Source organism: Myceligenerans xiligouense (assembly GCF_003814695.1).
GTDB lineage: Bacteria > Actinomycetota > Actinomycetes > Actinomycetales > Cellulomonadaceae > Myceligenerans > Myceligenerans xiligouense.
Map to the genome: position 1 here is coordinate 2545816 of NZ_RKQZ01000001.1, position 22248 is coordinate 2568063.

The following is a 22248-nucleotide window of genomic DNA, read 5'->3' on the forward strand; positions in this document are numbered from 1 at the left end:
CTACGCTCGAGCACATGGAGTCGCGGCGCGCCACCGCGCGGGCGCACGTCAGTTTCGTTCGTTGGTGCTGGGCGGCCGGCACCGCGCTCCTGCTGCTCGTTCTCACGCTCTCCGGCCCCTTCGACCAGACGACACGCGGACAGATCTCGATGGCGGCGCTCGCCGCCGCGGGTGTCCTCACGGCGTTGAGCTGCGGGTGGCGTGCGGCACGATCGACGGGCCGGCGCCGTCGGGCGTGGGCTTTCCTCTCGGCGGGCGGCGCCGTCGGGCTGACCGGGAACATCTACGCGGGACTCGTCGGCGACCCGGAGACGGGAGACGCCGCCTACATCGCGGCTCTCCTGCTCGGCGTGGTCGGCCTCTCGTTCTTCCCGACCGTCCGACCGCGTGGCCAGGAGCTGGTTCGGATGCTGCTGGACAGCGTCGTGGTCGGCGGCTCCGTCCTGTACATCGCGGTGTTCGCCGTCGTCCTGGACTCGGGCGTCCGGTCCCAGCCCGCGCTGACGGTTTACGCGCTGCCTGTGGTCGACGCCCTGCTCGCCACTCTCGCGATGCTGGTCATGACTCGCTCGAGCGCCGTCGAACGTGTGCCGCTGGTGCTCGTGGGCGGCGGGTTCGTGCTCTACGCCGTGGCCGACGTGGCCTTCGCGCTGCTGTCCGCGACCGACGGCTTCACGTTCGGCAGCCCGGTCGACGCGGGGTGGGTCGGCGGCTATGTCGCCATCGCGCTGGCCGCACGTCACCCGGCGGCCTCCGGCCCCGCGGACGTCACCACCGTCCCGATGATCGCCCGGCCCGGAGACGGAACGCCGCTGCTCGGCACGGTCGTGACGTTCTCCCTGTTCCTCGCGGCGGCCCTGGTGCGCGTCGGCCAGCAAGGCCTGCCCTGGGCGGCGAACGCGCTGTGGATCCTCGTGCTCGTCGCGGTCGTCGTCCGCCAGGTCCTGGTCGTCGCGGACAACGAATCGCTGCGCCACGGGCTCGAGCGGCGCGTCCGGGAGCGCACCGCGCAGTTGCGCTCGCTCGCGAGCGAGCGCGAGCGGACCCTGGACTCCGTGGCCGACGGGATCTACGGGGTGGACCCCGAAGGATTGGTGACGTTCGTCAACGCGGCCGGGGCACACACGCTCGCCGCGTCCGCGGACGACCTCGTGGGGCGCGACGCGCACGCCACCTTCCACGCGCCGGACGAGAACGGCATCCCGTTCCCGGTGGACCGCTGCTACCTCACCGGGGCTCTCCGCGACGGGGTCACGGTCACGGCCGAACAGGACGTCTACCTGCGCCTGGACGGCAAGGAGGTGCCCGTCGAGGTCACCGCGAGCCCGCTCCGTGACGAGGGGAGGATCCGTGGCGCGGTCGTCGCCTTCCGTGACATCACGGAGCGGCGCGAGATGGAAGACATGAAGGACGACTTCGTCTCCGTGGTGAGCCACGAGCTGCGGACCCCGCTGACGGCGATCCGCGGCGCCCTCGGACTCGTCGGCAGCGACGCGCTCGCCAGTGCGCCGGAGCAGGTGACACGCATGATCAATATCGCGCTGACCAGTAGCGAGAGACTGGGCCGGCTCGTCGACGACATCCTCGACGTCGAGCGCCTGGAAGCGGGCACGACACCGCTCCGGATGGCCGAGCACCGGGTCGACGCACTCGTCGCCGCCGCCGTGGACCAGGTCTCCGTCCTCGCGGACGAGGCCGGGATCGACCTCAGCTTCGCGGGCTCCTCGGAGATCGTCCTCGCCGACGACGAGCGCATCGTGCAGACACTGACCAACCTGCTGGGCAACGCCCTGAGGTTCTCCCCGCGCGGCGGTGCCGTCCGCGTGAAGGCAATACCTGCCGGGGACCTCGTCGAACTGCGCGTCGACGACGAGGGCCGCGGCATCCCGCCCGACAAGCTCGAGGCGGTCTTCCGCCGCTTCGAACAGCTCGACACCTCCGACAGCCGCGAACGCGGCGGCTCCGGACTCGGGCTGGCCATCGCGCGCAGTATCGTCGAACGGCACGGCGGGAGGGCCTGGGCGGTCAGCGAGGGCGAGGAGCGGGGGTCGAGCTTCCGATTCACCCTCCGCCGCGTCACCCCGTCAGCCCCCCGGGCCGCGGAACGACCACCGGAGCCCGCGTCCCTCGCGACGCGCGTCGTCGTCGTGGACGACGACCCGAACGTGGTCGAGGTGCTTCGTACCGTGCTGGAGCAGCGCGGGTACGACGTCGTCGGCGTCACGGACGGGCAGGAGGCCTTCGACGCCATCGACGAGGAGCACCCCGCCGCGATCGTGCTCGACCTCGCCATGCCCGGTACCGGCGGAGCGGAGATACTGAGCCGCCTGCGGCGGACCGCCGCGACCGCCGACGTGCCGGTCGTCGTGGTCTCGGGAACGCGTCCGTACGACGCGCTGGAGACAGCCGCGCTGGCCGACGGCTGGCTCGTCAAGCCCGTGGAGCCCGCGTTCCTCATCGAGACCGTCCGGGACGTCATCCGGCGCCAGCCCCATCACGGCCGCCTCCTGGTGATCGAGGACGACGACGCCCTGCGTTCGGTCGTGGCGAAGGTGCTGGAGAACGGCGGGCTGGCCGTCGCACAGGCACGCACGGTGGACGAGGCGCGCCACGCACTCGCGTACGGCGCCGATCCCGATCTGATCCTCCTCGACCTGGGGCTCCCGGACGGCACCGGGCACGAGCTCGTGACCGAGCTGCGCCGCGACGGCCGCCTCCGGCGGGTCCCTCTCGTCGTCTACTCGGGCGCGGAGGTCGGCGCGGAGGAACGCGAGGGCCTTCGTCTGGGGCACACCGTCTTCCTCACCAAGGGCCGCACCGCGCCGGACGACATCCTGCCGTCCGTGCTCGACCTGCTCGATGCTGCCGCGGGCCACGGCGGCGTCACCGACGAGCCCGGAGAAATCCCCTCCACGAGGACGTGATGACCGATCCCCTGACGATCCGTGTGAGTGCCGGAGCCGGCACCGGACAGACCACCCTCGCCGCCTTCGACGCCGCCCTCGCGGTCGCGGGCGTGAGCGACTTCAACCTCGTCCGGCTGAGCTCCATCATCCCGCCCGGCAGCCGGGTCCTGGAGGTGGACGGCGACGACCAGGTGCGAGGTGACCACGGCGACGCCCTGTACTGCGTGTACGCGCGGGCGGACACGTCGCTGCCGGGGCACGAGGCCTGGGCCGGGATCGCCTGGTCGCGACGCGAGGACGGCAGCGGCGCGGGCCTCTTCGTCGAACACGCCGGCCCCTCGCGTGAACAGGTCTCCAAGGACCTCACGCACAGCCTCGAGGATCTCTCGGCGACGCGCGGTGGCTCCTATCGTCCGGAGGGCCGGCGGCTGGTGAGCATCACCTGTGACACGCAGCCCGTCGCCGCGGTGGTCATCGCGAGCTTCCTGCGCACCGGTTGGGGGGCCGCCGCCGGTGGACACTGACGTCGTCTTCCAGACGGCCGTGGACGGTGAGACCGCCGACCGCTTCTGGGAGCTGTACCTCGAGGCGTTCGGGCCGTTGCGCACCCGTGCCGCCGCCCGGCACGTCCTGCGTCGCGACGAGTTCGACGAGGAGATGGCAGACCCTCGGGTGACCAAGATCCTCGCTCGCGACGAGCGGGGCGCGGCGGTGGGACTGACCACCCTCGCGACCGACCTCGCCGCGGTGCCGTGGGTCAGCCCCGAGTACTTCGCCGCCCGGTATCCCGAGCAGGCGAAGCGCGGGGCGGTCTGGTACGTCGGGTTCACGCTCGCCCACCCGGAGCGTCGCGCCACCCGCACGTTCATGCGCATGATCGACGCGCTCGTCGCCCATCTCGCCGAGAACCGCGTCGTGGTCGCCTACGACGTGTCCCGGTACAACGACGACACGCTGCGGTTCGCGGACAACCTGCGGCGCCGTATGGAGCGCGCGGCGGACGTCACCGTCGAAACCGTCGACCAGCAGACCTACTACGCGGCGACGTTCCGCTGACGCTCCGCGGGCGATCCGCCGGCACGCAAAAGTCCCGCGCCGGCCCCCGGCTCCCGGTACCGTGAGCATCGTGCCGTCTCGCCACATCCCCGGAGTCACCATCGACGTCGCACCCGACCTTCTGGGCCGGGCGCGGAAGCTCGCCCTGCGCGCCGGACTCGTCGCGGCGGCCGTGCCGGTCGCCGTCGCCGCCGCCATGACCGTCACCGACGCGGTCCGCCGGCGCATGCACCCGCTCACGGCGACCTTCCCCACCGAGAAGCCGCTCACCGAGTACGTCGAGGAAACCGCCACCACCATCTACACCTACGGTGCCGACCTCTACGACTCCATGCTGGAAGCCATCCGCGGCGCCCGGCACACCGTGATGCTGGAGACGTACATCTGGAAGGACGACGCCGTCGGCCGCCAGTTCAAGCAGGCCCTCATCGACGCCGCCGCCCGCGGCGTCAAGGTGTACGTCGTGGTCGACGGGTTCGCCAACCTCGTCGTCCCCGCCTCCTTCTTCCGCTTCCCGCCCGACGTGCACGTGCTGCGCTTTCCCGTGCTCCGCCCCGGCATGATCGCGCTCAACATCCGCAAGTCCGGCCGCGACCACCGCAAGATCCTCGTCGTCGACGACCGCATCGGCTACGTGGGCGGCTACAACATCGGCTCCGTCTACGCCACCCAGTGGCGCGACACCCACATCCGGCTCGAAGGCCCCGCGGTGTGGGAACTGCGCAACGCGTTCGTCGACTTCTGGAACCGGCAGCGCACCGGCCGCCTGCCGCCACTGATCGACGTCGGCTCCGACACCTGGCTCCCCCACCTCCGGGCCGCACGCAACGCGCCCTCCGAACTCGTCTTCCCCATCCGCGGCCTCTACCTGGACGCCATCGACCGCGCCAACAGCCACGTCTACATCACCCAGGCCTACTTCATCCCGGACCACGACATCCACGACGCGCTGCTGGCCGCGGCCGCACGCGGCGTGGACGTCCGGGTACTGGTCCCCCACCGCTCCAACCACGTCGTCGCCGACTGGCTCGCGCGCGGCCTGTACACCTCACTCCTGCGCGGCGGCGTGCGCATCTTCCTCTACCAGGACGCCATGGTCCACGCCAAGACCGCCACCGTCGACGGCCGCTGGACCACCATCGGCACCGCGAACATCGACCGCCTCAGCCTCACCGGCAACTACGAGGTCAACCTCGAGATCGTCGACCCGGGGCTCGCGGCCCGCATGGAGGACGTGTTCCGCCTCGACCTCAGCAACACGCGCGAACTCACCATCGACCAGTGGGAGCGGCGCTCGCGGCTCGCGAAGGTCGGCGAGGCCCTTCTCGCCCCGCTGCGGCCGCTCCTGTAGCCTCACGCGCGGACGCCGTCGGCGGCGTCAGCCCGCGTTGCGGGCCTTGTCGCGCTGCAGACGGCGGCGCGTGAACTCGTCGCCGCTCCCGGCCGGGGACTCGGTGTGTCCTTCGGCCGGCCCGGCCCCGTCGGAGCCGAACGTCTCGGTGGGCAGCTCCGACAGCGTGCCCTCGATCTCGCGCCACACCCGTCCCACGGCGATGCCGAACACGCCCTGGCCGCCCTGCACGAGGTCGACGACCTCGTCGGCGGACATGCACTCGTACACCGACGCGCCGTCGGACATGAGCGTGATCTGCGCGAGGTCCTCCACGCCGCGCTCCCGCAGGTGGGTGACCGCGGTGCGGATCTGCTGGAGGGAGACGCCCGTGTCGAGCAGCCGCTTGACGACCTTGAGCACGAGGATGTCACGGAAGCTGTACAGCCGGTGCGTGCCCGACCCGGTGGCCGGCTTGATGCTCGGCTCGACGAGGCCCGTGCGCGCCCAGTAGTCGAGCTGCCGGTACGTGATCCCGGCGACACTGCACGCCGTCGTCCCGCGGTAGCCCGTGGACGAGTCCTGCTCGGTCAGGTCCTCGCCGAAGAGAAGACCTTGAGCGCCGTGCGGGATCGGCTCGCCGGCGGCCCTGACCTCACCATGGGTGTTCACTGTGCCTCCTGGAAAGTCTCATGACCACGCTAGAGCCGCCCGGCTCGTTCCCGGGCGAAGCTGCCCGGCGTGTCGCGGTGCGGTGGTGCGGCGCGACGCCGCCGGGCCCGCGGTGCGGTCGTGGCGGCTGGTTCACTGGCCTGGCGGCCCGGAGAAGTCCTCCGGGCTGACGTGATCCAGGAATGCGCGGAACTTCTCCATCTCCTCGCGCTGTTGCACGTCGACGATCTCGACACCGGCCAGCGCCACGATCTCGGCGGAGCACAGCACGGGGCTGCCGGTGCGTACGGCGAGCGCGATCGCGTCGGACGCGCGCGAGTCGAGCCGGGCCCCGCCGGAGAGGACCAGCTCGGCGAAGTAGATCCCTCCCTCCAGGGCGACGATCTCGACCCGTTCCAGCTCGACCCCCACGGCGGCGAGCACGTCGCGGAGCAGGTCGTGCGTCATGGGACGGGGGGTGGCCAGACCCGCCTGCGCCATGGCGATCGCGCTGGCCTCCCGCGGGCCGATCACGATCGGGACCGCGAGGTCTGCGGCACTGTCGAGCAACAGCACCACGATCTCCTGATCGCGCTGCTGCTGGCGGACACCGAGGATCTCCACGGGGACCATCGGCACGTCGGACGTCACCGTTTCACGGTATGCCGCGCGTCAGAGATCCGCCACACCCTGGCGGACCCAGATCGCGTGCAATCGGGTCAGGAGTTCCCCGATCTCGGTGGCCATGGCGGCCGCCTCGCCCCGCGCGCTCGACGACTGCCTTCCCCTCCAGGGCGCGACCACCTGCCCGGCGAGGGCGACCTGACGGTCGGCGGCGCCGCGCAGCGTGCGCAGGTGGCGAGGTTCGATGCCGTGCTCGGCCAGCGCCACGGCGATGCGCACGACGTCGACCGACCCCGCACCGAGCGTGCCCTGGCCGCTCTGCTCGACGGCGCCGGCCCGGATCAGGTCGTCGACGAGTTCCGGTGAGGCGCCGGCCGCCTCCGCGACCTGCTCGCGCGTCCAGCGGCGACGGGCCGAGGGCTCGTCGGGCGCGAGACGGGGTGCGGGCCGCGCCTCGTCGTCGCCCGCGTCCATCGCGGCCAGCCGCTCCTTGATGACCTTGAGCGGCAGGTAGGAGTCGCGCTGCTCGGTCAGGACGTACCGCAGGCGCTCGACGTCGGCCTGGCTGTACTGGCGGTAGCCCGACGGCGTGCGCACGGGCGTGATCAGGCCCTGCTCCTCCAGGAAACGCAGCTTGGAGTGCGAGACGTCGCCGAACTCGGGCGCGAGGGCCCGCAGCACGTCGCTGATGCGCATCGTGGCCTGGCGGGAGATTCCCCGCGGCCACGGCTCGGTGTCCTGCCCGGTGGCTCGCTCGACCGGCCGCGGGTCGTCCGCGGCTCGGCGGGCGGCCCCTGACCTCACCGCTGGTGCACCCCAAGGAAGGGCTGCGCCGAGGCCTGCGGGCTGGCGTGGAAGGTGAGACGGAACTTGCCGATCTGCACCTCGTCCCCCGTGGAGAGCACGGCACCGTCGATCCGTTCCCGGTTGACGTACGTGCCGTTCAGCGAACCGATGTCACGCACCGTGAAGGTGTCGCCGTCGCGCACGAACTCGGCGTGCTTGCGGGAGACCGTGACGTCGTCGAGAAAGATGTCCGCCTGTTCGCTGCGCCCGGCCACGCACCGCTCGGTGTCCAGGAGGAAACGGGCTCCGAAGCCGGGGCCGCGCTGCACGACGAGCAGGGCGGAGTGACGAGGCAGCGCGGCGACCGCAGCCGCCTCCTCGGGGCTGAGGGCGGTCCGTCCCGCGGCGGCGTCGTCGCCGGTCGGGAAGACGACACGGCCGAGATTGGCCGTGGTCGTCGTGGGATCGGGGCCCGGATGAGGCTGGCCACTGGGGTCGGTCATCGGGTCTCCTCGGTGTGGGAACGAGTTCGGACGTCTCGGCGGTGTGACGCCGGGCGGCGGCACGGGTGCTGTCACGTGCGGGTTCACGGGTAGCCCGGTCCGAACCAACTTACATGGCACCGGCCGGAGTCGGCTACTCTTCGCTCGGTTCGGCATGCTCCGGGTCGGCCGGGGCCCGGGTGGCGTCGACGACGACGTGTTCCCGCCGGGTCACCTCCGCGCTCGCCCCGGCGTCGCGCAGCGTGGGCAGCGCTCCGCCCGGGATCTCCAGGGCGCGGTCGACCGTCTCCGGATCGCCGATCGCCACCCACGTGTACGGCGGCTCGAGCAGACGTCCGTCCAGGAGGATGCGCGGCTCCTCGTCGACCGTCTCCTCGAAGTGGCTGCTGGTGACGATCCTCACGTCGTTGACCTGCTGAGCCTCCACGCCCGCGTTGCGCAGCTCCTCGAGCATGTTGAACATGCTCGAGGCCGTGAGCGTCCCGGGTCCGGCCTGGATCTCGACGACGACGCCGGGGCCCTCGGCCGGCAGGCGGCCGGACAGGATGCCCTCGTACTCGGCGCGCTGCCGGGCCAGCTCACGCGCCGCGCGGTCCTGGCCGTCGGCCGACAGCAGGTCGTCGCGCGCCTCGGTCAGGTTGGCGACCTCCTCGTCGAGCTGCTCGCCGCGCTGCGTGACCTCGTCGAGCAGGCGAACGAGCTCGTCCTGCCGCAGCGACGCGAGCTGGTCGCCGGTGGACTGCGCCACCTGTACCGCGAGGGCGAAGCCGAACGCGATGCACAGCGCGGCGGTGATGTACTCGGCGCGCCGGTTGCGCGGCCGGAACACCTCCCAGAGCCGCCGCGTCCCTCCGGCGCGCCGGGGCGGGACGTCACCGTCGTTCCCGTCGCCGCCGCCCTCACCGTCGCCGTCGTCGTTCCCGCCGCCGTCGTCGTTCCCGTCGCCCTCGCTGTCGCTGTCGCTGTCGCCAGGAGCGTCCGGGTCACCGGAACCCTCCGTGCCGCCAGGAGCGTCCGTGTCACCGGCATGCGGAAGCGCGGACGCGGCCTCGCCGGCGCCGGCCTCGCGGGTACCGGTCGCGGGACGTGAGGAAGCGGCGGCCGCGGAAGCCGCCGGATCCTCGGATGGCTCCCGCCCAGGCTCGGGCTCCGCCTCGTCGCCGGGCGCGTTCTCGGGTCCCGAGGCTTCGTCGGTCGCCGAGGTCCGCGACGCCGCGGGGGCGTCCTCGGGGTACTCCCCGTCGCCCCCCGGGGGCACGAGGGCTTCGTCGGCCGGCGGCGCCTCGCCCGACCCCGCCCCGGCGCTCTCCGGCTCGGGTGGCTTCACCGCGGCGGGCTCGTGCGGCTCCGTCTCCGCGGCGTCGTCCCGGTCCGGCACCGGGCCCTTCTGGTGTTCGTCGTTCATGGTCAGGCCTTGAAGATGTTGCGGCGGATGGAGGCGGCGTTGGAGAAGATCCGGATCCCGAGGACCACCACGACCGCCGTGGAGAGCTGCGAACCGACTCCGAGCTGGTCGCCGAGGAACACGATGAACGCGGCGATGAGAATGTTGAAGAGGAACGAGGTGAGGAAGACCCGGTCGTCGAACATCCCCTCGAGGGCGGCACGCAGGCCGCCCGCCAGGGCGTCGAGCGCGGCGACGACGGCGATCGGCAGGTAGGGCTGCAACGCCACCGGCACCGTGGGTTGCAGGATGAGGCCGGCGACGACGCCGACCACGAGGCCGATGACTGGGATCATGCTCCGTCCTTCGCTGTGTCGTCCTGCTGCGCTGTGTCGTCCGGGTCGTCCGGGTCCGTGCCGGGGCTCCGCGAACCGGCCGGCGACTCGTTCCGCGTCCCGTCGGGCTCCGCCCCGCCAGGCTCGGGGCCGCCTGATTCCTCGTCACCGGGCTCGGGGCCGCCGGATCCGGGCCCGGGTTGCGCGGCCCAGCGCAGTGTCTGGGGCCGCCCGGCGGGCAGGAGCAGTTCCTCGGCGCTCTGGACACCCGACTCGATCCCCTGGGTGCCGAGCACCTGAAGGTACGCCGGGCCGCTGGAACGGGCGAACTCGACCTGGAGCTTCTCCGGGTCGCCGATCGCCTCGACCCGGTAGGAGGGCCCGTTGAGGGGCTGCAGGTCGACCAGGATCGCGTCACCGGCGCTGCGGATGGCACTGACCGCCGTGAGGCGCTCGCCGCCGACGGCGATCGCCTCGGCGCCCGAGGCCCACAGGGCGTTCACCACGAACTGCAGGTCGGTGTCCCACACCCGCTGGTCGCCCTCGTCGTCGGCGAGCCCGCCGTCCGTCAGGGTGACCACGAGTCCGGGCCCGCTGACGGCGGTGGTGCCGTTGGTGAGCTTGTCCCGGTCGTTGGCCTCACGCAGCGAACTGGGCAGGGTGCCGGCGTTCTCCAGCTCGTCGACCGCGGCGGCGAGCGCGACGGACCGGTCCGTGAGGCTCTCGATCTGCAGGCTGCGCTCGACGACCTGATCGGCGAGCAGGGAGCGAGCCTGGGTGGCGGCGGGCTGCGGGGCGCGCAGGTGCAGGACGGCGACGGTGACGATCATGCCGAGGCCGACGGCCACGAGCATGGCCACCACGTGGGCCGGGACACGGGGTTCCGTGCTCTCTCCGGCGGCTCGGCGCTCCGCCCGGCGCCGGGCGGCGGCGGCGTAGCCGGGGTCGAGCGGACGTTTCATGACCTCGTTGAGGAGGGTCATGGAGGCGTCGGGACGAGGCCGGGGCCCGGGTGCGGCGTTCATCCGCCGACCGCCAGACGCCGTACCTGCACCAGGTACTGCGCCCCGGCGAACCAGTACAGGCCGACGCCCCACCAGGTGAAGGCCCAGCCGACGACGTGGGCCGTGGTGCCGACGGCGCCTCCGGACTCGGCGAGCAGGAGCAGCGGGAACGCGTACAGGAGGGCGAAGGTCGCCACCTTGCCGGCCTGACTGACGTTGAGCGTGCCGTAGCCGAGACGGGCGAGCACCGGGACGGTGAGGGCGAGCACGAGGTCCCGCGCGAGGATGGCGGCGACCAGCCAGATCGGCACGATCTCACGCCAGGTCAGTCCGAGCAGGGTGACGAAGATGAAGAGCCGGTCGGCGAGCGGGTCGAGCACCTGCCCGAGGCGGCTGATCTGGTGCAGCGACCGGGCGAGCACGCCGTCGAGCCAGTCCGTGATGCCGGAGACCGCCAGCACCACCAGCGCGAGGGCGTCCTCGTGCGCGACGATCAGGATCGCGAAGACGGGGACGAGTGCCAGGCGCACCATGCTGATGGCGTTGGGCACGGTGAGAACCCGGGAGCTGATCTCTTGTCCCCTGGACACATACACCGCCTCACCGTGCCGTTCTTCCCGTGCGCGCCATACTACGGGCCGAGTGTTGCGGATCCGCACAGCGTTTCCGGGCGCGTCTCCGCCCGGCGTGACGCGGACGGCGCGGGTGTGGTGCCGCACGTCACGCCGCACCCGCCTGGCCTGGGCCGGGACCGTTCGCGTAGGATGGTGTCCGATCCCCCTGGAGTTGGTCGCCTTTCTGCGCGTGTCGGCGTGAGTCGCCGGAGCGAGTGTGTGTTCGCCGAGTGAGCGGCCCGGGGCCGGGCGCCTGTGGCGCCAAGAGGTCCGGACTCCCTCTCGACGACGAATGGTTTTGATACCCCCATGCCCGTTGCTGCCTTGACCACCCCTGCGCCCGAAACGCCGGCCGAACCGGCGACCGAACCGGCGACCGAACCCACCGCGACCGAGCCTGCGGCGACCGAACCCACGGCGACCGCCCCGGCCGAGCCGGAGCAGCGGTTCGACGACCTGCCCCTGCCCGCCGCGCTCCTGGACGCATCGCGCGACCTGGGCTTCTCCACGCCGTCGGACATCCAGGCGGCCGCGATCCCGCCGCTGCTGAACGGCCGCGACATCACCGGCGTCGCGCAGACCGGCACCGGCAAGACCGCGGCGTTCGGCCTGCCGCTGCTGGCCGCCGTCGACCCGCAGGCCGACGTCACCCGCGGACACGTGCAGGCGCTCGTGCTCGCCCCCACCCGCGAACTGGCCATGCAGGTCGCCGACGCGATTGAGTCCTTCGCCACCCACCTGCCCGGCGTCCGGGTCCTGCCCGTGTACGGCGGCGCCCCCTACGTGCCCCAGCAGCGGGCCCTGCGCGACGGCGTGCACGTCGTGGTCGGCACCCCCGGCCGCGTCATGGACCACATGGAGCGCGGCTCGCTCGTGCTCGACGACGTGAAGTTCCTCGTCCTGGACGAGGCCGACGAGATGCTTCGCATGGGCTTCGCCGAGGACGTCGAGAAGATCTTCTCCACCGCACCCCGCGAGCGTCAGGTCGCCCTGTTCTCCGCGACCATGCCGCCCGCCATCCGCAAGGTCGCCGACCAGCACCTCAACGACCCGGTCGAGATCGCCGTCACCCGGCAGTCCTCCACCGTGACGTCCGTCCGCCAGACGTACGCAGTGGTCCCCTTCCGGCACAAGACCAGTTCGCTCGTGCGCGTCCTGGCCACCTCCGACGCCGACGCCGCGATCGTGTTCACCCGCACCCGCGGCGCCGCCGAGGACGTGGGCTCCGCGCTCCTCGAGCGCGGCATCTCCGCCGCGACCATCTCCGGTGACGTGGCGCAGAAGGACCGCGAGAAGATCGTCGAGCGCCTGCGCTCCGGCGCCCTGGACGTCCTGGTCGCCACCGACGTCGCCGCCCGCGGCCTCGACGTCGACCGCATCGGCCTCGTCGTGAACTTCGACCTGCCGCGCGAGCCCGAGGCCTACGTGCACCGCATCGGCCGCACCGGCCGCGCGGGCCGCACGGGAAAGGCCCTCACCTTCGTCACCCCCAACGAGCGCGGCCTCCTGCGCCGCATCGAACGCACCGTCCGCACCCGCCTCGAGGAGGCGGACATCCCCTCCCCCCGCGACGTGTCCGCGCACAAGTTCGCCGACCTCCTGAAGCAGGTCCCCGCCCGGCGCGAGGCCGGCCGCCTCGACCTGTACGCCGGCATGCTGCGCACCTACCTCGGCGGGCTCACGACCGCGGCCGGCGACACCACCGCAGAACCCGCCGCGGACGCCACCCCCGGAACCACCGAGACCACCGAGACCACCGCGGACGACACCACGACGCCCGCCGTGAGCCGGCCCGCGCCGGCCGGCGCGGACGAGGAGATCATCCAGATCGCGGCGGCGCTCGCGGCGATGGCGGTCGGCGACGACGGCCCGCGCCTGCGTGCCGAGCAGGAGGAGTACGAGCGCGAGCAGGCGCAGGCCAGGTCGGCCACGACCCGGCGGGTGACGCACGACGCCGCACGGCACGACCGGTCCGGCGAGCGCACGGGCTACCGGGACCGTCCGGGCCGCGGCCCGCGCGACCACGGCCGGTCGGGCACCCGGTACCGCCTCGCGGTGGGCCACACGCACGGGGTGAACCCGGGGGGCATCGTGGGCGCACTGACCAACGAGGGCGGCCTGACCGGTTCCGACGTCGGCAAGATCGACATCTTCGGGTCCTTCTCCCTGGTCGACATCAGCGCCTCGCTCGACGAGCCCACCATGGACCGGCTCGGCCGGGCGCGTGTGGCGGGCCGGGCACTGCGCATCCAGGTGGACCGGGGCGCTCCGGCGCGCCGGAGCAGCTCCGACGACGAGCGCCGGGGCGGCTTCAGCCGTCGGGAGAACGACCAGGATCGGGGTCCGCGGCCTCACCGTGCTCGGCGATGAGCCCGACGAGGCGTCTCGCCTCGTTCATGCCGTGCTCGCCGTCGGCCCGCTGGACGGCCATGACGGCGAGCACGGTCCCGTCGGCCAGGTCGAGGTGCACCCACGGGTCCCCTGACCCGAACCGCACGGCGACGATCTCGGCCCAGTCCAGGCGCCGTCGGCGCCCGTAGTTCACGACCGTCAGCCCGGCCCGGTCCGGTTCGGCGCGCACCGCGGCGAACCGGACCGTGACCAGGGCGAAGATCAGCCCGACGACGATGGTCGACACCTGGTTGAGGGTGCTGCCGGCGCCCGGGCCCTCCGCGACCAGAGCCACGAAGACGCACCCGACCGCGAGGGCCGCACCCATGAACCACGCCGTCGGTGTGGTGAACCGCCCCCGGAACGTGCGGTAGCGAGCCGGGTCCGGCCCGCCCCGCCCCGGTTCTCCCCGGTCACGGTCGCGTTCACCGTGATGGTCGCCGTTGTCCCCGGGGATGCCCACGTGCGGTCTCCTTACATGCGGCTGGCGTGGATCGACGTCACGATGATGGCGCGCGCACCGATGTCGTGCAGGGCGTCCATCACGCGGTTGGTGTCCTCACGCGGCACCATGACGCGGACCGCGGACGCGTCGCGGTGGTGCTGCGGCGAGACCGTCGGCGACTCGAAGCCCGGCGTGACCTGCACGGCCTGCTCCAGCAGCTCGTTCGGCACCACGTAGTCCATCAGGACGTAGGAGCGGGCCGTGAGCACGCCCTCGAGACGCCGCGTCAGGGTGCGCACGCCGGGCGGCGCGACGGCGTCGGCCTGGCGGATCAGCACGGCCTCGCTCGTCAGGATCGGCTCGCCGAACACCTCCAGGCCCGCGGCCCGGAGCGTGCTGCCGGTCTCCACGACGTCGGCGATGAGGTCCGCGACCCCGAGCCCGACCGAGCTCTCCACGGCACCGTCCAGGTGGACGACCTCGGCGGGCTCGACGCCCTGCTTCGCCAGGTGGTCCGCCACGAGCGTGGTGTACGACGACGCCACCCGGCGCCCCGAGATGTCACCCACCTCCCGCATCGTGCCGACGGGCGCCGCGAACCGGAACGTGGACCTCGCGAACCCCAGGGCCAGGTGCTCGACCGCGTTCGCGCCCGAGTCCAGCAGCAGGTCACGGCCTGTGATCCCGGCATGCACGGTGCCGGCGCCCACGTAGACGGCGACGTCCCGGGGACGCAGGAAGAAGAACTCGCACCCGTTCCCGGGATCGGCGAGCACCAGTTCACGGGTCGAGCGGCGCTGCCGGTACCCGGCCTCGCGCAGCATCTCGGACGCGGGCTCCGACAGGGAGCCCTTGTTGGGGACTGCGATACGCAACATGTCTGTCTTCCTTCTCGGACGTACGGCGGAGCTGCGAGCGGGCTCCGGGCCCGGTGGGGGCGGCCGTCTCGACCGCACCCACCGGAACCGGCCCGCTACAGATGCGCGTACACGTCCTCCAGGGTGAGACCCTTCGCGAGCATGATCACCTGCAGGTGGTAGAGCAGCTGGGAGATCTCCTCGGCCGTGGCGGCGTCCGACTGGTACTCGGCGGCCATCCACACCTCGGCCGCCTCCTCCACCACCTTCTTGCCGATGGCATGCACGCCGGCGTCCAGCTGCGCCACGGTGCCCGACCCGGCCGGACGGGTCGCAGCCTTCTCGGAGAGCTCGGCGAACAGGGACTCGAAGGTCTTCACGAGCCGAGCCTAATCGCTACCGCAGGGCCACGGCCGTGGCGACCGCAGCCTGGACAGCCTCGTGGCCCTTGTCCTCCCGGCTGCCCGGCAGCCCTGCCCGGTCCAGCGCCTGCGCCTCGTCGTCGCACGTCAGGAGCCCGAAACCGACCGGGATACCCGTGCTCACGCTCACGTCCACGAGGCCCGTGGTCGCCGCCGAGCACACGTAGTCGAAGTGAGGGGTCCCACCCCGGATCACGACACCGAGCGCCACCACCGCGTCCGGTCGCCGCGCGGACGGGTCACCCGCCGCGCCGTCCGGCAGGCCCGCGACCCGCGCGGCGGCCACCGGCAGCTCGAACGACCCCGGTACCCGCACCTCGCTCCACGTCGCCCCGGACTCCCGCAGCGCCCGCCGGGCCCCGTCCAGCAGCCCGTCCATCACCTGCGTGTGCCAGCTCGCCGCGACCACCACCACGTGCAGTCCCCGGCCGTCCACCGTCAGCACCGGTGCTCCGGCTCCGCTCATCGTGCCACCTCCAGCATGTGTCCCATCCGATCCCGCTTCGTACTCAGATACGTCGTGTTGTGCGGTCCGGCACCCACCTGCAGTGCCCGCCGCCCCACGACGTCGACCCCCGACGCCCGCAGGCCCGACGTCTTCGCCGGGTTGTTCGTCAGCAGCTCCACCCGGTCGATCCCCAGATCACCCAGGATCGCCGCCGCGGCACCGTACTCCCGCGCGTCCACCGGCAGACCCAGCGACGCGTTCGCGTCCACCGTGTCCAGCCCGCCGTCCTGCAACGCGTACGCCGCGATCTTGTCCGCCAGCCCGATCCCCCGGCCCTCGTGCCCCCGCAGGTACACCACCGCACCCGGCCGCCCCTCGGCCGCGGCCGCCGAGACCGCCTCCAGGGACGCCGCCAGCTGCGGCCCGCAGTCGCAGCGCAGCGAACCCAGCGCGTCACCCGTCAGGCACTCGGAGTGCATCCGCACCAGCGCCGCGCTCGCGGATCCCGCGCCCGCCGCAGCGGGCACCGCCGGGTCCGGTACGGCGGTGTCGGGGACCGCGGTGTCGGGGACGAGCGCCAGGTGCTCGGCGCCCGTGACGGTGTCGCGGTAGGACGTCACCCGGAACATGCCGTGCACCGTGGGCAGGAACGCCTCGGCCACGCGGACCGCTCGGAGTTCCTCCCGGGGGGTGTCGTCGCCGGCCGGCGGCGCGGGCGATGTCCCGGCGGGCGCCGAGGCCTCGCCCGGGGTCGTGCCGTCCGCGCCGCGCTCCAGGTGTTCGACGATGTCCCAGACCGTGACCAGGACCAGTCCTTCGGCCTCGGCCAGCCGGCGGGCGTCGTCGTACCGGAGCATGTCGCCGTCGTCGGCGACGAGTTCGGCGATCCCCGCGACGGCGCCGGTACCGGTGTCGAGACCGGCGAGCCGCACGAGGTCGACGGCGGCCTCCGTGTGGCCGCGGCGTTCCAGGACCCCGCCGGGCCGGGCGCGCAGCGGCAGCACGTGTCCCGGCCGGATGAGGTCGCCGGCGACGGTGGCGGGGTCGGCGAGCGTGCGCAGCGTCAGAGCGCGGTCGGCCGCGCTGATCCCCGTGCCCACGCCGCGCGCGTCGACCGACACCGTGTACGCGGTGTGGCGCGGGTCCTCGCCGTTCTCCCACATCAGCGGCAGACCGAGCGCGTCGGCGCGCTCGGCCGGCAGGGGCGCGCACAGGTAGCCGGACGAGTGGCGGACGGTCCAAGCGACCCACTCGGTGGTCGCGTGGGCGGCGGGCAGGACGACGTCGACCTCGTTCTCGCGGGAGGCGTCGTCCGCGACGAGGACGGGCCGCCCGGCGCGCAGCGCGTCCAGCGCGGCGGCGACGGTGTGCCCGGGGTGCTGCCCGGTGGGTCGGGCGTGGACGTCATCGTGGACGACGGCGGTCATGGCCGCACCTCCAGTTTCGTGGCTGACATCAGCCGTTCGGTGTACTTCGCGAGGACATCCACCTCGACGTTCACGGTCGATCCCGGTGCGAGCTCGCCGAGGTTGGTGGCTTCGAGCGTGGTGGGGATGAGGGACACGCCGAACGTGCCCCGCACCGGAGCGCCCGGTCCGCCGCCGGCCTCGCCGGATGCCCCGGATGCCCCGGGTGCGTCGGTGACGTGCGTGACGGTCAGGGAGACGCCGTTGAGCGCGATGGAGCCCTTCTCGGCCACGTAGCGCAGCAGGGCCGGCTCTCCGGCGAAGGTGAGCTCGTCCCAGCGCGGGCCGGGGTCCCGCGCGACGAGCGTGGCGGTGCCGTCCACGTGGCCCTGCACGACGTGCCCGCCGAGGCGGCCGTTCGCGGGCAGGGCGCGCTCGACGTTGACGCGCGCCGCCGGGGCCAGTGCGCCGAGGGTGCTGCGGCGCAGGGTCTCGGGCATGACCTCGAAGGTCAGGGTGCGCGCCGAGGCCGCCGTGGCGTCGTCGGCCCCGGTCACGTGGGTGACGGTGAGGCAGACGCCGTCGACGGCGATCGAGTCGCCGAGCCGGGCGTCGGACGCGGCCAGGGGTGCGAGGACGGTGAGTATCGCGTCGGTGTCCGCCTCGTCGGGATGGACGAGGGAGCGGACCGTGCCGGTCTCCTCGACGATGCCGGTGAACATCTGCGGTTTCCCTCCCAGAGCATCGATGCTCCGGGGGTTCGTCGAGAGGTCGCCCGAGTGACCGAGCCGGAAGGGAGCCCTCCCGGACGGCGCCGCGGACGACGTCGCCGGCCACGACGGGGAGCCCACCCGTGAGGGTGTGCCCGCAGACGCGACCGTACGTGCTTCCTCCCATCCGGACTTTCACCGTCGGTCCCGGAATTCCACCAGGTCAACCGGCCTGCCGTGAGGCAGGACGCGGGTCGCGGACTATCACCGCCGGTTCGGAATTACACCGACCCCGGAGCACGTAAGTTGTGTACGACTTGCACCGGTAAGCATGCCACAGCCGGGTACCTCACGGGGAGTGGCGTTGGTCTCAGGACCGGTGCGCGGGCTCGAAGGTCTGCGCGCCCTGCTGAACCCCACTCAGTGGAGGTGGACGGAGGCCAGGTCCCGCAGGGTCGCGATCTCGGCGGACGCGTCGTCCGCCCCGTAGACGGCCGAGCCGGCGACGAACACGTTCGCACCCGCGTCGGCGGCGCGGTCGATGGTGTCGCGGGAGATGCCGCCGTCGACCTGCACCCACACGTCGAGGCCGGACTCGCCGATCGCCCGCCGCGCGCGCCGGATCTTGGGCAGCGTGCCCTCGATGAACGACTGCCCGCCGAACCCGGGCTCGACGGTCATGACGAGGATCATGTCGACCTCGGCCAGCAGGTCCAGGAACGGCTCCACGGGCGTCGCGGGCCGCAGCGCGACGCCGGCGCGGGAACCCAGACGCCGCAGCTCCCGGGCGAGGCGCACGGGTGCCCGGGCGGCCTCGGCGTGGAACGTCACCGACGCGGCGCCGGCCTCGGCGTAGGCGGGCGCCCAGCGGTCCGGGTCCTCGATCATCAGGTGCGCGTCCACGGGCACCGGCGACACCTTCGTCAGCCGCTCGAACACGGGCAGGCCGAGAGTCAGGTTCGGCACGAAGTGGTTGTCCATCACGTCCACGTGCGCGAAGTCGGCATCCGCGATGCGCCGCAACTCGCTCTCCAGGTTCATGAAGTCTGCCGACAGGATGCTCGGTGCGATGAGGGCGCTCATGGCGCCCAGCCTAGGACGCGGAACGGGGTCGCGGATTTCCGGCAGCGGAGCGAAGGGCGGCACAATCTCGTGGCGTGAGAGAACTCCTGGGGATCACGCCGCTCGAGGCGGCCGCCGTGGTGCTGGCGACCATGGGCATGTACGCGGCCCTGGTCGTGCTGGTGCGGCTGCTCGGGCAGCGCATGCTGGCCGGGCTGTCGGCGTTCGACCTGGCTGCCATCATCGGGATCGGCTCCATCATGGGCCGCGCCGCCCTCGGCGAGGCGCCGCGCCTGGCCGGCGGCGTCATCGCACTGTCCACGCTGGCGGCGTGTCAGCTCGTGACGAGCCGCATCGGCGGCTGGGGCGCCCGCGCGATCACGACGCGTCCGGTGGTGCTGATGGCCGGGCCCGAGATCGTGGAGCGCAACCTGCGGCGCTGCCGGGTGGCCCCGCACGAGCTGGCCGGGCGGCTGCGGCAGGCCGGGATCCGGAACGTCGACGAGGTCGCCATGGCGGTGCTGGAGCCGTCCGGGACCATCAGCGTCACCCGCCGCGGGGAGCCCGTCTCCCCCTTTCTGCTCGACGGCGTGGACGGCGCGGAACTGGTCCGCCGGTCTTCGCGCCGGGCCGGGTAGCGGCCGCGGGAGCCAGACACGTGGGCGGGACGGAGTGCGGCGGGCCGCCCGGTCCGCGGTGCCAAGACGGTGGCCGCGTCAGCGCTTGCGCAGCAGCGTCAGGTGCATCGCGTCCGTGCCGTGGACGTGCGGCCACAGCTGGACGTCGTCGCGGGCGGCGGCGCCGGCGGGCAGCGGGAGGTCCGGCGTCGTGCCGTCGGGCCCGCGGCGCAGCACCGACCGCACCGCCCACGGGGTGTCGAGGCGTTCGACGTCGTCCCGCTTGCGCAGCACGTCCGTCACCACGAGCTGCGTCTCGGCCAGGACCGGCGAGCACGTCACGTAGGCGACCACGCCGCCGGGCCGCACCGCGTCGAGCGCGGACGCCAGCAGTTCGCGCTGCAGGCCCGTGAGCGTCGCCAGGTCCGCGGGCGTGCGCCGCCAGCGGGACTCGGGCCGGCGGCGCAGCGCGCCGAGGCCCGTGCAGGGCGCGTCGACGAGCACCCGGTCGTAGGCGCCGGGCTCGTCGGTGCCCACCTCGCGGCCGTCGCCGGTGCGCACCTCCTCGACCACGCCCTCGGGGACGGCGTCCAGCGCGCGCTCCACCAGACGGGCCCGGTGCGGCTGCACCTCGTTCGCGACGAGCGTCGCGCCCTGCCGCGCGGCCAGCGCGGCGAGCAGGGCGGCCTTGCCGCCCGGTCCGGCGCACAGGTCGAGCCAGCGCTCGGGCCGGCTCGTGGACAGCTCCTGGCCGGCGTCCGAGGACGCACCGTCCAGCGTCACGCCCGCGAGGGCGAGCGTGACGAGCTGGGATCCCTCGTCCTGCACGCCGGCGCGCCCGTCGCGCACCGCGGGCACCCCGCCCGGGTCGCTGCCGTCCAGCACGAGCGCGGTGGGTGCCCAGCGGCCGGGCACCAGGTCGGCGTCGTGCCAGGCGCCGTCGTCGGACACGTCGACCAGGCCCGGCCGGGCGACGAGCGTCACCCGCGGCGGTGCGTTGTCGGCGGCCAGCAGGTCGCCGATCTCACCCGGGTCGCGGCCGTGCCCGGCCAGCGCCTCGCGCAGCGACCGCACCACCCACAGCGGGTGCGACTCGACCGCGGCGAGCCCGGTGAGCGCGTCCGGGGCTCCCGCCTCGATCCGTGCCAGCCACTCGTCCAGGCTCGCCTCCGACACGCGGCGCAGCACCGCGTTGACGAACTGCGCCGGCCCCGCACCCACGTTCGCCCGGGCGAGCGCCACCGTCTCGGACACGGCGGCGTGGGCGGGCACCCGCATCCCCAGCAACTGGTGCGCGCCCAGACGCAGCACGTCGAGCACGCCCGCGTCGAGCTCGGTCAGGGGCCGGTCCACGCAGTCGGCCAGGACGGCGTCGTACCGGCCGCGCATCCGCAGCGTGCCGTAGGTCAGCTCGGTCGCGAACCCGGCGTCGCGGCCGCGGATGCGCCGGTCCGCGAGCAGCGGCGGCAGGACGAGGTTGGCGTAGGCGTCGGACTCGTCGACCTCGCGCAGCACGTCGAACGCGGCGGTGCGTGCGGGGTCGGTGCGTTTGGCCCGCCGGCCGGGCGCCTGGCGGGAGCCGGACCGCTCGCCCCGGGACCGGGAGGCCGACCGCTGGCGACCGCGAGCGTCGCGGCGGTCGTCGCCGGCGTCGGCCCGGCGGTGGCCGCCGGGGCCCTGCGGGGTGCGGCCGTGGTCGTGCTCGCCGTGGTGGTTCATGCCCGCACCCCCGGCCCGCCGAGCACCAGGCCGGCGTCGATCCGGGTGCGCCCGGCGCCACGTGCCCAGTCGGGGGCGGGCATGGGTTTCCTTCCCGGTGGGGTGACCTCCCCGAGCGCGACGGCGTGGGTGGCGGTCCCGGCCAGGACGCGCTTCTTCTCGGCGCGGACCTGGCCCGGCGCGAGGTCCGTGACGTCCGGGACGGGCGTGACCGGCCCCAGGCCGAGCCGGGCGCCGCTGCCGGCCCCGCCCGGGTCGCCGTCGGGCAGCGTGGTCCACGCCCCGGGTGCCGGCGTGCAGCCGCGGATCCTCCGGTCGACCGCCACGGCGGGCACGTCCCAGCGGATCTCGGCGTCCGCGGTCGTGAGTTTCGGGGCGACCGAGGCGCCGTCGGCGGACTGGGGCCGCGCGGAGAGGGTGCCGTCCTCCAGCGCGTCGAGGGTGCGCACGAGCAGCTCCGCGCCGGAGACGGCGAGGCGGCCGAGCAGATCGCCGGAGGTGTCGGTGGGCCGGATCGCCTCGGTGGTGGTGCCGAGCACGGGGCCGGTGTCCATCCCCTCGTCGAGCAGGAAGGTGGTGGCCCCGGTCACCTCGTCCCCGGCGATGACGGCGTGCTGCACGGGGGCCGCACCGCGCCACGCGGGCAGGACCGAGAAGTGCAGGTTGACCCAGCCCAGACGCGGGACGGCCAGGACGTCGGGGCGCAGGAGGTGCCCGTAGGCGACCACGGGTGCGGCGTCGACGTCGAGCTCGCGGAGCGTGCCGAGGAACTCCTCACCGCGGGGCCGGCCGGTGAGCACGGGGATCCCCGCCTCCTCGGCCCGGACCCGGACCGGGCTCGGGGTGAGCTTGCGGCCGCGGCCCGCGGGCGCGTCCGCACGCGTGAGCACGGCCACCACCTCGTGCCGGGAGGCGATCAGTGCCTCGAGCGAGGCGACGGCGGGTTCGGGGGTTCCGGCAAACAGGAGACGCACCGCA

At 73.4% G+C, this 22248-nt stretch carries 23 protein-coding genes and 1 riboswitch; of the genes, 6 read left to right on the plus strand and 17 right to left on the minus strand.

Annotated elements, in window-relative coordinates; translation table 11 throughout:
- The first annotated feature begins 14 nt into the window (after nt 1-14).
- The 4 genes from EDD34_RS11020 to EDD34_RS11035 all read left to right on the plus strand — a co-directional run bounded on the left by EDD34_RS11020 (nt 15) and on the right by EDD34_RS11035 (nt 5313).
- Complete coding sequence (locus EDD34_RS11020; RefSeq protein ID WP_123814605.1) at nt 15-2924, plus strand: response regulator; 2910 nt, start codon at nt 15-17, stop codon at nt 2922-2924.
- Complete coding sequence (locus tag EDD34_RS11025; RefSeq protein WP_123814606.1) at nt 2924-3430, plus strand: pyruvoyl-dependent arginine decarboxylase; 507 nt, start codon at nt 2924-2926, stop codon at nt 3428-3430. The genes EDD34_RS11020 and EDD34_RS11025 overlap by 1 nt, the downstream gene beginning before the upstream one ends.
- The gene (locus EDD34_RS11030; RefSeq protein WP_246012318.1) at nt 3420-3962 is read left to right on the plus strand and encodes a hypothetical protein; all 543 of its coding nucleotides are present in this window, start codon (nt 3420-3422) and stop codon (nt 3960-3962) included. Before EDD34_RS11025 ends, EDD34_RS11030 begins: the two co-directional genes overlap by 11 nt.
- 70 nt (nt 3963-4032) lie before the next feature.
- The gene (locus tag EDD34_RS11035) at nt 4033-5313 is read left to right on the plus strand and encodes a phospholipase D-like domain-containing protein (RefSeq protein WP_246012320.1); all 1281 of its coding nucleotides are present in this window, start codon (nt 4033-4035) and stop codon (nt 5311-5313) included.
- A gap of 27 nt (nt 5314-5340) precedes the next feature.
- Here the strand turns inward: EDD34_RS11035 and EDD34_RS11040 are convergent, their stop codons facing one another.
- The 8 genes from EDD34_RS11040 to clsA all read right to left on the minus strand — a co-directional run bounded on the left by EDD34_RS11040 (nt 5341) and on the right by clsA (nt 11169).
- Nucleotides 5341-5964, minus strand: a complete 624-nt coding sequence (locus EDD34_RS11040; RefSeq protein ID WP_123814607.1) for a MerR family transcriptional regulator — start codon at nt 5962-5964, stop codon at nt 5341-5343.
- 132 nt (nt 5965-6096) lie between these two features.
- The gene (locus EDD34_RS11045) at nt 6097-6594 is read right to left on the minus strand and encodes a bifunctional nuclease family protein (RefSeq protein WP_342774824.1); all 498 of its coding nucleotides are present in this window, start codon (nt 6592-6594) and stop codon (nt 6097-6099) included.
- 21 nt (nt 6595-6615) lie between these two features.
- Entirely contained in the window at nt 6616-7371 is a 756-nt protein-coding gene (gene ftsR, locus EDD34_RS11050; RefSeq protein ID WP_246012322.1) for a transcriptional regulator FtsR, read from the minus strand.
- On the minus strand, nt 7368-7856 hold the full coding sequence (locus tag EDD34_RS11055) for an FHA domain-containing protein (RefSeq protein WP_123814608.1): 489 nt from the start codon (nt 7854-7856) through the stop codon (nt 7368-7370). Before EDD34_RS11055 ends, ftsR begins: the two co-directional genes overlap by 4 nt.
- Nucleotides 7857-7989: 133 nt before the next feature.
- Complete coding sequence (locus EDD34_RS20905; protein ID WP_211341559.1) at nt 7990-9261, minus strand: DUF881 domain-containing protein; 1272 nt, start codon at nt 9259-9261, stop codon at nt 7990-7992.
- Nucleotides 9262-9263: 2 nt separating this feature from the next.
- Nucleotides 9264-9596, minus strand: a complete 333-nt coding sequence (locus EDD34_RS11065; protein ID WP_123814609.1) for a small basic family protein — start codon at nt 9594-9596, stop codon at nt 9264-9266.
- Nucleotides 9593-10600, minus strand: a complete 1008-nt coding sequence (locus EDD34_RS11070) for a DUF881 domain-containing protein (protein WP_123814610.1) — start codon at nt 10598-10600, stop codon at nt 9593-9595. The genes EDD34_RS11065 and EDD34_RS11070 overlap by 4 nt, the downstream gene beginning before the upstream one ends.
- Nucleotides 10597-11169, minus strand: coding sequence for a cardiolipin synthase ClsA (clsA, locus tag EDD34_RS11075; RefSeq protein WP_123814612.1), 573 nt, complete (start codon nt 11167-11169; stop codon nt 10597-10599). The genes EDD34_RS11070 and clsA overlap by 4 nt, the downstream gene beginning before the upstream one ends.
- A 333-nt stretch (nt 11170-11502) precedes the next feature.
- On the opposite strand from clsA, the gene EDD34_RS11080 reads away from it, so the two are divergent.
- Entirely contained in the window at nt 11503-13563 is a 2061-nt protein-coding gene (locus EDD34_RS11080) for a DEAD/DEAH box helicase (RefSeq protein WP_123814614.1), read from the plus strand.
- Here EDD34_RS11080 and EDD34_RS11085 read toward each other — a convergent pair.
- The 7 genes from EDD34_RS11085 to rpe all read right to left on the minus strand — a co-directional run bounded on the left by EDD34_RS11085 (nt 13505) and on the right by rpe (nt 18955).
- Nucleotides 13505-14047, minus strand: a complete 543-nt coding sequence (locus tag EDD34_RS11085; protein WP_246012324.1) for a PH domain-containing protein — start codon at nt 14045-14047, stop codon at nt 13505-13507. The genes EDD34_RS11080 and EDD34_RS11085 overlap by 59 nt on opposite strands.
- An 11-nt stretch (nt 14048-14058) precedes the next feature.
- Nucleotides 14059-14907, minus strand: coding sequence for an ATP phosphoribosyltransferase (gene hisG, locus EDD34_RS11090; protein ID WP_123814615.1), 849 nt, complete (start codon nt 14905-14907; stop codon nt 14059-14061).
- 95 nt (nt 14908-15002) lie between these two features.
- Nucleotides 15003-15266 (minus strand): phosphoribosyl-ATP diphosphatase, encoded by a 264-nt coding sequence (locus EDD34_RS11095; protein WP_123814617.1) that lies wholly within the window; start codon nt 15264-15266, stop codon nt 15003-15005.
- A 16-nt stretch (nt 15267-15282) separates the two neighbouring features.
- Nucleotides 15283-15774, minus strand: a complete 492-nt coding sequence (ribH, locus tag EDD34_RS11100; RefSeq protein ID WP_123814618.1) for a 6,7-dimethyl-8-ribityllumazine synthase — start codon at nt 15772-15774, stop codon at nt 15283-15285.
- Nucleotides 15771-17183 carry a 3,4-dihydroxy-2-butanone-4-phosphate synthase gene (gene ribB / locus EDD34_RS11105; RefSeq protein WP_123814619.1) on the minus strand — a complete coding sequence of 471 codons (1413 nt, stop codon included), beginning with the start codon at nt 17181-17183 and terminating at the stop codon, nt 15771-15773. The genes ribH and ribB overlap by 4 nt, the downstream gene beginning before the upstream one ends.
- On the minus strand, nt 17180-17884 hold the full coding sequence (locus tag EDD34_RS11110) for a riboflavin synthase (protein ID WP_123814621.1): 705 nt from the start codon (nt 17882-17884) through the stop codon (nt 17180-17182). Before EDD34_RS11110 ends, ribB begins: the two co-directional genes overlap by 4 nt.
- A gap of 157 nt (nt 17885-18041) precedes the next feature.
- Nucleotides 18042-18177, minus strand: a riboswitch (FMN riboswitch).
- 115 nt (nt 18178-18292) lie between these two features.
- Entirely contained in the window at nt 18293-18955 is a 663-nt protein-coding gene (gene rpe, locus EDD34_RS11115) for a ribulose-phosphate 3-epimerase (protein ID WP_123814623.1), read from the minus strand.
- Nucleotides 18956-19029: 74 nt separating this feature from the next.
- Between rpe and EDD34_RS11120 the strand changes: the two genes are divergently transcribed.
- The gene (locus tag EDD34_RS11120; protein WP_123814624.1) at nt 19030-19572 is read left to right on the plus strand and encodes a DUF421 domain-containing protein; all 543 of its coding nucleotides are present in this window, start codon (nt 19030-19032) and stop codon (nt 19570-19572) included.
- A 78-nt stretch (nt 19573-19650) separates the two neighbouring features.
- Here the strand turns inward: EDD34_RS11120 and EDD34_RS11125 are convergent, their stop codons facing one another.
- Nucleotides 19651-21270, minus strand: a complete 1620-nt coding sequence (locus EDD34_RS11125; protein ID WP_123814625.1) for an RsmB/NOP family class I SAM-dependent RNA methyltransferase — start codon at nt 21268-21270, stop codon at nt 19651-19653.
- Entirely contained in the window at nt 21267-22244 is a 978-nt protein-coding gene (gene fmt, locus EDD34_RS11130; RefSeq protein ID WP_123814627.1) for a methionyl-tRNA formyltransferase, read from the minus strand. The genes EDD34_RS11125 and fmt overlap by 4 nt, the downstream gene beginning before the upstream one ends.
- Between the last annotated feature and the right edge of the window lie 4 nt (nt 22245-22248).

Coding starts and splice junctions, on each gene's coding strand:
- EDD34_RS11020 (WP_123814605.1), top strand. CDS start 15: ATGGAGTCGCGGCGCGCCACCGCGCGGGCGCACGTCAGTTTCGTTCGT.
- EDD34_RS11025 (WP_123814606.1), top strand. CDS start 2,924: ATGACCGATCCCCTGACGATCCGTGTGAGTGCCGGAGCCGGCACCGGA.
- EDD34_RS11055 (WP_123814608.1), bottom strand. CDS start 7,856: ATGACCGACCCCAGTGGCCAGCCTCATCCGGGCCCCGATCCCACGACG.
- EDD34_RS20905 (WP_211341559.1), bottom strand. CDS start 9,261: ATGAACGACGAACACCAGAAGGGCCCGGTGCCGGACCGGGACGACGCC.
- EDD34_RS11065 (WP_123814609.1), bottom strand. CDS start 9,596: ATGATCCCAGTCATCGGCCTCGTGGTCGGCGTCGTCGCCGGCCTCATC.
- EDD34_RS11070 (WP_123814610.1), bottom strand. CDS start 10,600: ATGAACGCCGCACCCGGGCCCCGGCCTCGTCCCGACGCCTCCATGACC.
- EDD34_RS11080 (WP_123814614.1), top strand. CDS start 11,503: ATGCCCGTTGCTGCCTTGACCACCCCTGCGCCCGAAACGCCGGCCGAA.
- hisG (WP_123814615.1), bottom strand. CDS start 14,907: ATGTTGCGTATCGCAGTCCCCAACAAGGGCTCCCTGTCGGAGCCCGCG.
- ribH (WP_123814618.1), bottom strand. CDS start 15,774: ATGAGCGGAGCCGGAGCACCGGTGCTGACGGTGGACGGCCGGGGACTG.
- ribB (WP_123814619.1), bottom strand. CDS start 17,183: ATGACCGCCGTCGTCCACGATGACGTCCACGCCCGACCCACCGGGCAG.
- EDD34_RS11110 (WP_123814621.1), bottom strand. CDS start 17,884: ATGTTCACCGGCATCGTCGAGGAGACCGGCACGGTCCGCTCCCTCGTC.
- rpe (WP_123814623.1), bottom strand. CDS start 18,955: ATGAGCGCCCTCATCGCACCGAGCATCCTGTCGGCAGACTTCATGAAC.
- EDD34_RS11125 (WP_123814625.1), bottom strand. CDS start 21,270: ATGAACCACCACGGCGAGCACGACCACGGCCGCACCCCGCAGGGCCCC.